9 protein-coding genes and 1 pseudogene are annotated in these 9,623 nt (G+C 44.7%); 6 read left to right on the top strand and 4 right to left on the bottom strand.

What is annotated here, in order from left to right:
* Positions 1-38 precede the first annotated feature (38 nt).
* Positions 39-254, top strand: a complete 216-nt coding sequence (locus GQS57_RS19240; protein ID WP_165734370.1) for a RepB family plasmid replication initiator protein — start codon at positions 39-41, stop codon at positions 252-254.
* A 674-nt stretch (positions 255-928) separates the two neighbouring features.
* On the opposite strand, the pseudogene GQS57_RS18005 reads toward GQS57_RS19240, so the two are convergent.
* Both GQS57_RS18005 and GQS57_RS18010 read right to left on the bottom strand, forming a co-directional pair.
* Positions 929-1,740: pseudogene (locus GQS57_RS18005) on the bottom strand (IS5 family transposase).
* Positions 1,741-1,804: 64 nt separating this feature from the next.
* Positions 1,805-3,940, bottom strand: coding sequence for a heavy metal translocating P-type ATPase (locus tag GQS57_RS18010; RefSeq protein ID WP_161907450.1), 2,136 nt, complete (start codon positions 3,938-3,940; stop codon positions 1,805-1,807).
* A 156-nt stretch (positions 3,941-4,096) separates the two neighbouring features.
* On the opposite strand from GQS57_RS18010, the gene cadR reads away from it, so the two are divergent.
* The gene (cadR, locus tag GQS57_RS18015) at positions 4,097-4,501 is read left to right on the top strand and encodes a Cd(II)/Pb(II)-responsive transcriptional regulator (protein ID WP_319021762.1); all 405 of its coding nucleotides are present in this window, start codon (positions 4,097-4,099) and stop codon (positions 4,499-4,501) included.
* 651 nt (positions 4,502-5,152) lie between these two features.
* Here cadR and GQS57_RS18020 read toward each other — a convergent pair.
* Together GQS57_RS18020 and GQS57_RS18025 are read right to left on the bottom strand one after the other, a co-directional pair.
* Positions 5,153-5,437: a type II toxin-antitoxin system RelE/ParE family toxin gene (locus GQS57_RS18020; protein WP_096317127.1), complete on the bottom strand. Its 285-nt coding sequence runs from the start codon at positions 5,435-5,437 to the stop codon at positions 5,153-5,155.
* A complete protein-coding gene (locus GQS57_RS18025; protein WP_165734371.1) occupies positions 5,427-5,669 on the bottom strand; it encodes a type II toxin-antitoxin system RelB/DinJ family antitoxin in 243 nt (80 codons plus the stop codon). Before GQS57_RS18025 ends, GQS57_RS18020 begins: the two co-directional genes overlap by 11 nt.
* Before the next feature lie 786 nt (positions 5,670-6,455).
* Between GQS57_RS18025 and GQS57_RS18030 the strand changes: the two genes are divergently transcribed.
* The 4 genes from GQS57_RS18030 to GQS57_RS18045 form a co-directional block, all read left to right on the top strand.
* Positions 6,456-6,689, top strand: a complete 234-nt coding sequence (locus GQS57_RS18030) for a hypothetical protein (RefSeq protein ID WP_226898113.1) — start codon at positions 6,456-6,458, stop codon at positions 6,687-6,689.
* Positions 6,682-7,575, top strand: coding sequence for a site-specific integrase (locus tag GQS57_RS18035; protein ID WP_165734372.1), 894 nt, complete (start codon positions 6,682-6,684; stop codon positions 7,573-7,575). The genes GQS57_RS18030 and GQS57_RS18035 overlap by 8 nt, the downstream gene beginning before the upstream one ends.
* Positions 7,572-8,222: a hypothetical protein gene (locus GQS57_RS18040; protein ID WP_161519138.1), complete on the top strand. Its 651-nt coding sequence runs from the start codon at positions 7,572-7,574 to the stop codon at positions 8,220-8,222. The genes GQS57_RS18035 and GQS57_RS18040 overlap by 4 nt, the downstream gene beginning before the upstream one ends.
* A 704-nt stretch (positions 8,223-8,926) precedes the next feature.
* Positions 8,927-9,623, top strand: a 697-nt coding sequence (locus GQS57_RS18045) for a replication initiation protein (RefSeq protein WP_165734373.1), incomplete at its 3' end; no start/stop codon positions are given.

The raw sequence follows: 9,623 nt of genomic DNA on the forward strand, positions 1-9,623 counted from the left end.
TTTTTGAAATTACTGTTGAAGAACTAAATTAAGAGCTTGTGCTTTACACAATAAAGAATAAGGAAAAAGTTTATTCTTATCCGTTGTTTAAAGAGTTTAATCGCAGTGTTATCAAGCAAAGCATCGATACCATTGAAGACACTACTGAAATAAAGAATATAAGCGTTGAAATCATCGAGAGGAAGCAGCGTAAAGCAACTAAGCTAAGATTCTCTTATCGAGTAGATGACCAAATGAAGTTTGAGGGATTTTAGCTAAACTTGCTTTCCAGATAGCCCATACCGGTTTTTATGTTAAATACGTCTTCTTAGTACACACTCCCCGTTTGTGCCCAACAAAGCGTTTGTTTTTACCCGGTTCACGTTATTTTTCAGTGCCAACTCCGGTAAGCAAGCAATAAGGGCAGAAGAAAACAAACAGTTTTGCGCAAGATATAGTCATTGGTACTTGCTAAATATAATAGAAAATTTAGTGATAGTTGTGAGATAGTAATAAAGTTTCATACTACTCTACTCTGCAGATACTGATTATAGGTCTGTGAAATCACACCTAAATAATAAAGAATCATACTAAAGAAAAAAAAAGTTCCAAAACCAGATTTTTTGAGTAATAAAGAGTCATACTGAAAATTAGCTACAAATATAATCCGATAGCCTAGATCACCTTTACAATTATGCTAGCCCTATAACAGCTAATGCGAGATTCAACATCGACAAGTAGTTTTTATAGCAGTCATTCGTACCTCATACCTGACGGAAAAATAGCTTCAACCTTGGTAAAACACCCTATCAAGTTGCGCAATTTATAGAGAAGTAACCAAGCATAACAAGTGTGGAAACATAACTTTCAACGACAACGATACTGGTGTGTACAGGCGTTGTTTCCTAAATCAGAGTTGAGATAGCAACTCCCGCAAGGCTTAGCATCTTTAACTGAGGGGCTGACGAACAGGCATTCCCAGTCCGATAACTTTGTTCATCAACTTGACACCGGCCAAGATCTCACCGACTTGGCCGGTGTATTTTCGTAAGATCAGGGTCGGGCTCAACAGTTGTTTGTCTCGAGACATGGTGGTCTCTGCTAATGAACGTTGATGGTAGCCTGATGCCGTTTTCCATTCCGCCAATTGACCTGATTTCAGCGCAGCAACGGCGTCATTTATTGGGTGTACTTCCTCCTAGTACTTGGCCTTTTTACGCGGTGGTATGGTGGCAATACTACCTTTCCTGAGCAACAATCGATGGCAATTTCGCGTGTCAGAAGCCCCATCGGCAGACACTTGGTGCAAACGGCGACGCTGTGGATTGAGTAAGGTGGGCAGTACTTTGCCTATTCGCCGCACTTTCCAGACTCACTTCGGCGGCAATGATTTCGTGGGTGTGCGCATCGACAGCGAGGTGTAACTTACGCCAGATGTGGCATTGACTCTTGCCATGCTTGCACTCGCTTGCAAAGACAGCTGTATCCTGGCGATGTGAGCGGGACATCCATCAACTGAAAAATGGAATTGATGAATCCTTCCAGTGATCGAAACGGCAAGGCAAAGAATGCTTTGAACATTAACGCGGTTTCGATAGCGCTGTCTCTGTAGTGGAAACCGCGACCGCGACGGCCATGATGTGCATCGCTATACCACTGCTGGATAGCCTGTTCATCGAGCCAAAAAGTGAGAGAGCCACGATTGATTAAGGCACGATGGTACTGCCGCCAGTTGCTGATGTTGTGTCGCGCCTTTCCCATCTGTCTGTTCCTGAGTCCGTCTCTTAAGAGATCGGATCACAGGAGAGCTTGATAGTTCCCTTATTTAGGAAACAGCGCCCTTAAAACGCAATAAACGTAACGCATTCAGCGTAACCAGCGCGGTTGCGCCGGTATCGGCCAACACTGCGAACCATAGGCCGGTGATACCCAGCACAGTGGTGATCAGGAACACCCCCTTCAGACCCAACGCGAAAATCACGTTCTGATGGATGTTGGCCATGGTTGCACGCGATAGTGCAACGAGGTGAGCCACATCGGTAACACTGTTTTTCAGCAGCGCTGCGTCGGCGGTTTCGATGGCCACATCGGTACCTCCACCCATCGCGATACCCACATCTGCTGTTGCCAGTGCAGGTGCGTCGTTGATGCCATCGCCGACCATGGCGACCTTGGCGTTGAGTTTCATTTCGTTGATCAGGCGCAGCTTATCTTCTGGCAGCAGTTCAGCTTCCCATTCCATACCCAAATGGCCGGCGATGGCCTGGGCGGTGCGGTGGTTGTCGCCGGTGAGCATGACGGAGCGCACGCCCATGGCCTTGAGCTGGGCCACGGCTGCTTGTGCATCGGCTCTCGGTTCATCCCGCAGAGCTACCAATCCAAGTGCTTCATGGCTCTGTTCGTCGAACAGCACTGACACAGTCTTGCCGTCATGTTGTAGCGCCTCGATTTGAGTCTGCTGCGCGGACGACAGTATTGCGACTTGGCCAGCGTAGACCGGCGAACCGATGGCTAAAACGCGGCCAGCCACGGTTGCATGCACAGCTTTACCGACAGTGGCATAGGCATTTGACGCGGCGGGGATGAGGAGATTGGCCGCTTCGGCATGCCCGACAATCGCTTTCGCAAGCGGGTGATTGGAGCCGGATTCCACGCTGGCAAAAAGTGCCAGTACTTCATCGTCGCTTTGTTTGGTAAAGGGCTGTGCAAAGGCCGCTACATCGGTAACACGCGGCTTGCCCTCGGTCAGGGTGCCGGTTTTGTCGAAAGCTATGGTCTTTACCTGACCAATAGTTTCTAGGGCGCTGCCGCCTTTGATAAGTAACCCACGGCGGGTGCCTACCGCCAGTCCTGAAGCAATCGCTGCTGGAGTGGATAAAACCAGTGCGCAGGGACAGGCAATCAGCAATAGCGCCAACCCGCGATATAGCCAAGTCGCCCATTCACCGTCCATTAGTAGTGGTGGCAGGATAACGATCAATGCGGCAAGCGCCATCACAGTGGGAGTGTAGTAGCGGCTGAATCGCTCAATGAAGCGGGCTGTGGGTGCTTTGGATGCTTGTGCCTGTTCCACCAGTTGAATAATGCGTGCAATGGTGTTGTCGGCAGCGGTTTTTTCTACGCGGACTTCAAGTACCCCGTCGACGTTGATCGAACCGGCGAAGACAGTATCGCCCGTGGTCTTGGCACTGGGGATGGACTCGCCCGTAACGGGAGATTCATCGAGGCTGGACGAGCCATTAGTAATCACACCATCGGCGGGCACCCTGTCACCTGGGCGCACCAGCACATGGTCATTCACCCGCAGCGAAGCTGCAGCAACCTCGCGCTGCCCGCCTTGGGCATCGAGCAGCACCGCTGTTTTCGGAACCAGTGACGCCAGAGCTCTGATACCGGCGCGGGCACGATCGGCCGCCACACTCTCCAATAACTCACCGATCGAGAATAGGAAAACTACGGCTGCAGCCTCTTCGGCCTCACCAATGAACAGCGCGCCCAATGCGGCTACGGACATCAGCGTTTCGATTGAGAAGGGCGAGCCAGACATGGCCAGCGCAATTGCTTTGCGGGCAAATGGAAACACACCGACAATCACGGCCGCAGCGAATACCCAAGTTCCTTGAGCGGGAAAAAACAGAGCCAGCACGTAGGCGGCCGCCATCAGCATACCCAGACCGGCGACTTGTTTACTCTTACGGGTTTGCCACCAAGGCTGCACGGTCGGCTGATTGTTGGTATCGTTATTCGACGGAGTGGTACGGGCGGATATGCCAAAACCAAGGCGCTTGATGGTTTTTTCAACATCATCGGCCTGAGTGGCCCCATCGGCTAACAACGACAGTGTCAGGCTTTGTGTGGCAAAGTTCAGCTGGACATCAGAAACGCCGGGCATGCGCGCCAGAGCGGTCTCAATCTTGCCGATGCAACTCGCGCAGTCCATGCCTTCGATATGATATTGCATGAGGGTTTCTCCTATGAATGGAAATTATAGGTGCATCATAAACCCTCTAGCAGCTTCAGAGTCAAGCTGTCCAACGCCTTATGTAATAAGATTGATTTTATAGCGCTAAAGCCTATAGTTACTTTAATGTTTTAAGTTATGGATGCCATCATGCCAATCAAGATAGGCGCACTTGCCAAGCACACAGAAACCACTGTCGAAACCATTCGTTACTATGAAAAAGAAGGGTTATTACCAGAGCCTGCCCGCAGCGAAGGTAATTATCGTTTGTATAATGAGGATCATATTGAGCGCCTGCAATTTATTCGCCATTGCCGTACGCTCGATATGACCTTAGAGGAAGTGCGAATCTTGCTGCAGTTTCGAGATAGGCCTTACGAAGACTGCGGCAACGTCAATGAGCTGCTGGATGATCATATCCGTGCTGTAGAAGTACGCATGGAAGAGCTAACGCAATTAAAGCAGCACCTGACGATTTTGCGTCAGAAGTGCTCGAATACAGCACCCACTGCGTCGTGCGGAATTTTACGCGCCCTTGGCGATCGTTCTTGTCACGTTTAAAGCACCGTTTCACTATATGCCTTCAATCTGCCCAGTTAGTTTATCGTGATGTACTGTCACGAAAGGCGCGACGGTAATGTGAAGGTGAAATAGTTAATCTTTTAATTTCTTCGGGGTTAGATGAAGTTAGGGCGAGGCATGTTTTTAAAACTGTTAAATCTTCACGCTCTAGTCATTTCAGTGGAATTGTACGCTTTGTAGCTATTGTCTTAGCCATTTTATCAAGCCTCAGTTTTATAATTTTTATTACTATTGGCGAGTCGCAATTTGTAGCCCTTGCCAAGCAATTAGCGGTAATATTTTTCATTTGCTTTGTTCTTTTTGGCATTATGTCAAGCGCCAGAGGTAAGGCAATGGTTTACGCTAAATTAGTTAATTCTGTCATCTGGTTAGCTTCGTCTTTTATGCTTACGCTCGCTATGTTTCTACATCCTGGCTGGGATAGTAAATGGTTTGGCACTGGTGGGGGGTGGCGGGGTCAAATAGTATCTTTGTTAGGCAACGCCATCTATAACATTGGTTCAACTGGTGTAGCTTATATATTTGCGACTTTATCAATACTTATTCTTTTGCTGTTTTGGGCGGAGACTCATATGCTTAAAACCCAAAAGTAGGTGCTATGTGCCACATAGGGGTTTTGTGCCCATCCCCTTAAACTCGTTTCCCAGCGTCTTTATACGCTTCTGATTTATCTCTTTTGCCTATCGCTACAACAAGGATCGACACTTTTTCATCGTGCACTTGGTATATTAATCGGTACCCAACTTGACGTAATTTAATCTTGTAGCAGTCTGGGAGTTCTCGTAGTCGGTTAGCTTCAACCCTTGGTTGTTCCAGTACTTCACCTAACTTCTTTTTAAACTGCTCACGCACGGTTGCGCCTAACTTACGCCATTCCTTAAGCGCACGGGGATCAAATTCTAACTCATAGGTCATCTAGCGAGACCTTTACTCCGGTTTTTGGATCAGCTAAACGGGCTTGTGCCACAGCAATAAGCGCTTCATCTTCACTTGTTAGCAGCACTGATTTGAACGGCAGTTTTTCTCTTTGTGCAACATATTCCAATGTTTGTCTCAATAACTCTGATGGCGTTATTCCTAATTTTTCTAACGCTGCATAAGAACGCACTTTCAGATCATCATTCACACGAATATTTATAGTAGCCATAACGCACCTGTATTTACAATTGTATACACACATTGTATTCCACTGACACAACTTTGCAAGCTCCAAAAACGGATTAAAATCGCCTGTGGGCGATTTTAAACGTTTTTGTGAGCCAACAAGCGCAGCGCGTTAGCCTCTGCCAAAAACAGCGTTAAAATTTCAGACCTGTAAAAATCCGCCCCCGCTAGGTACAACTTCGCTGTGCTCGTTTATACCCAGCGGGGGCGGTGCATCCGGAGTTTTCACGCTCAGAATTTCACGCAATGCTCTTATGTGTGAGTAAACTTGAAATATCCATACCTAAAATGTATTATTGAGTCTAAACCATAAGTCCATTGCAACTTCGATGCAATCCAGTAGCCTTCGGGCATTCTCAACACTGGCTGATAAGTTGACGTACTAGTGCGGCTAAATCTCTAGCCACCAACTTTTTTGGTTAGTAACTAGTAATCACTACGGTGAAGAGTCGCGAAAGCGAACAAGCTATAGCGTTAATTTTTAGCGCTACAGTCAATTAAATAGCAAGAACCTATAACTTAACCCATAAGTTACTGGCTCATAAAAAAACCGCGAAAGCGCATTGGTTATAGCACTAATTTTTAGCGCTACGGCTAATTAAAATACAGTAAGAACCTATAACTTAACCCATAAGTTACTGGCTCGAAAAAGGGTGAGATCAGTCAACACCTAGTCTAAGACTAAACAAAGGCGAAGAGGCATTAAGTTGTCGCTGAGTTACACGAAGTGTTTCCAGTAGATCTTACAAACACATAAAGGTTATACATTTTGACAGATTTTGATCCTGTATCTGAAGTTGCAGCCTTAAAAGCTGAAACTAAAATGATTAGAAAGCGTAGCTATAAGCAACGAAAAAGCCGGTTAGACAAATACCATACAGAGCTGGTTGCAATGCACAAACAAGGAGCGACAATAGCGGAGTTAACACGCTGGCTACGAAAAAAGAAGGCTATCAAAGTAGCGGATTCTACCGTTAATCGTTGGCTACAAAATCGTGAGTAAATTTGCCGCTAAATCACCAGAGCAACAAGCTAACTCGGTAGAAAAAGCTTTACAAAAAGCTGATGCCGTCGCTTCAGTTCGTACCTTATCGAATTACACAGAACGTTTAGAGCAAGTCGCTAAAAACATGCCCGAATTTGGCATACAAGGTGAAATTAGAGATTTAACACCAGCAACTGCAATTCAATACCTTGAAGCAAGAGGACTAGAGGTAGGACAGAAAACGCTTGATATGGAACGCCAGGCAATTCAATCAATGCTCACTCATGTAACTGGTAAGCTTGAACAAGGAAAAACCTTACCTTATGTCGAATCAGAGTTTAAACAAGCACTTTCAAGTCGCACTTATACAACAGAGCAAATGAAGTTAGTTTCTGAGTCGCAGACAGAACGAAATGCTTTATCAACTCAAATCGCTTATGCCGCCGGACTCAGGGCTCATGAGCTATATACTCTCTCTTATGCATCGGAAAAACAAGCAAGTGAAAGACCTGCACTAGATAGTAAATTTCAAGGGAGAGAGGGCGTAATTTATACCGTTACCGGTAAAGGCGGGTTGATTCGAGAAGTTCTTATCCCTACACAGCTTGCAAGTAAATTAGAAGAACGTAGGCTCGATACACCGCAAAAAGTCACAGATCGCGGTGTCCATTACGAACAAAAATATGACATTGGTGCTGGTCACAAATGGTCTAATTCATATACACAAGCCTCAAACCGCGTACTTGGTTGGTCTAGGGGAGCCCATGGATTACGCCACAGTTATACTCAAGAAAGGATGAACGAGTTACAAAATTCTGGTTATTTTCGCGATACAGCTCTTGAAACAGTAAGCCAAGAACTCGGTCATTTCCGCCCTGAAATTACAGAGATCTATTTACGATGAAAACAACTTATATTGCCTTTTTAATTCTTATTGCTGCATGCCTAGGGCTTTGGCATTCAATCGATGTACTGAGTAGTACAACGCTTTTAATAGAAGAAAATGGGGATTATTTTAGAGATAACTACACAACGACAGAACGCTTTTTAGAATTATGGCCAATCAGCATAATTGTTGGGTTAGTTGTAGCAGTAATTATAGCCGCCATTACTTTACTGGTGTTTGACGCAAGCCAAAACAGCGAAGTGAAAAACCTAAAAGATGAACTTAAAAAGAACCTACAGCACTACGAAAGCTTAAAAGAACAGTGCGTATATGACGTTGAAAACGCACAAGAAAGAGCGAGAAAAAACGCAGCGCTTGAAGTAGAGAACCAACACATAGAAATTGAAGCGAGAAAAAACGCAATATTAAAGAAAGAAAGAGAATTAAACCGTACACAGATAAATCTAAGTCAAAAGTTACATGAACTAAACAAAACTATCGATGAAAATAACCAGTTGGTGAAGCACTACAAGCAAGAGGCTCAAAAAGCTAAAAACAAAGCTAAAAATCACAGCACCGCCATTGGGCGAAAAAACAATATCATCAGCAAACTAAAAACTGATCCTGAATACTTAAACAGATTTATAGAAAAAAATTATAATTAGTGTTCTTGAATCACTATCGATGATCCTAATTTTAACTTGGCGAAGCCGTAGCGAGGAACGAGCGCGACTTTACAGAGTTAAGTGTAAAACAGTCCTCAAAACGCGTTCCCCAATCTTCCAGCTAAAAAAAAAAGCTAATCGTGCCCTGATAAACATCTCTTAACGGAGCTTAAATGCTCTGCTAGGAGATTTCATAGGCACATACATTAAACAACCTTGCTCCTTACGAAAAGCCTCTCAAAATCGCTCTGAGAGAGCAGGTGTGCATTTTGGGGTATGCCGGTACGAGTGAAACGAGGGGAAGGGCCGGCAGGGGCAACGCCCCTAAGAGGGGTTGGCACCAAGTAAATTTTTGAAATGCGTTATCCACAAATTTCAGCTGAATTTACCTTTAAAAACTTTATGTATAACTTAAAAGACTTTAAAGACTTAGGAGTTCACTTAAGCTATTGTAAATTATAAAGAATAAATTTTAAAGGTGTGCGTCTACCGAGTTAAAGGTGTGCGTCTACCGAGTTAAAGGTGTGCGTCTACCGAGTTAAGGTGTGCGTCTACCGAGTTAAAGGTGTGCGTCTACCGAGTTAAAGGTGTGCGTCTACCGAGTCATGTGGATAAAAACCCACCTCTTTTACACGGGTGTATATTGACAAAGTCAGCAACACACCTATAAAGTAGGTGTGTGATTAAAAAAACAAAGTACACCTATGAAATTAACCAACGTATCGAGTAAAACAAAAGTTCGGCATAAAACTGATATAAACAAAACACTATCTAAGATGCCCTTATCATCTAGGCGCGTTTTATTTATGGCTATTGCTCAACTTGACTCTAAAAAGATAGTAAAACAAGGCCAAGTGTTTCGTATATACGCTAGTGAGTATGCAAAAATAGCTAAGCTGGAAATGAATACAGCCTACGAACAACTAAAATCCGCTACGTTGGATTTACAGAAACAGATAATAGGAATCCCAAAAGATCAACTTTTACCGCCTATAGCTCGTCAAGGAGATCGGCCTTGGAAGAAACCTAGCGGTAAAGGGGTTCGCATGCTTAACGTCACTGAATACTGTGACTATGAGGACGGTGACGGTTACGTAGATATTAGCTTTAGTCGTCAAATGGAGCCGTATATTTGCATGATAGAGGGTAATTTCACTACTCAAGTGCTTATCTCTAGCGCACGACTCAGAGACACAAATGCCAGTAACATATATCAACTTATAAGGCAGAAAATAAGTCAGAAGAAAGACCGTTTTTTTGAAATTACTGTTGAAGAACTAAAGGAAGAGCTTGGGCTTTACACAATAAAGAATAAGGAAAAAGTTTATTCTTATCCGTTGTTTTTTGTTTTTAATCGCAGTGTTATCAAGCAAAGCATCGATACCATTGAAGACACTACTG

It is taken from the genome of Polaribacter sp. 20A6 (assembly GCF_011378915.1).
Taxonomy (GTDB): Bacteria; Bacteroidota; Bacteroidia; order Flavobacteriales; family Flavobacteriaceae; genus Polaribacter; species Polaribacter sejongensis.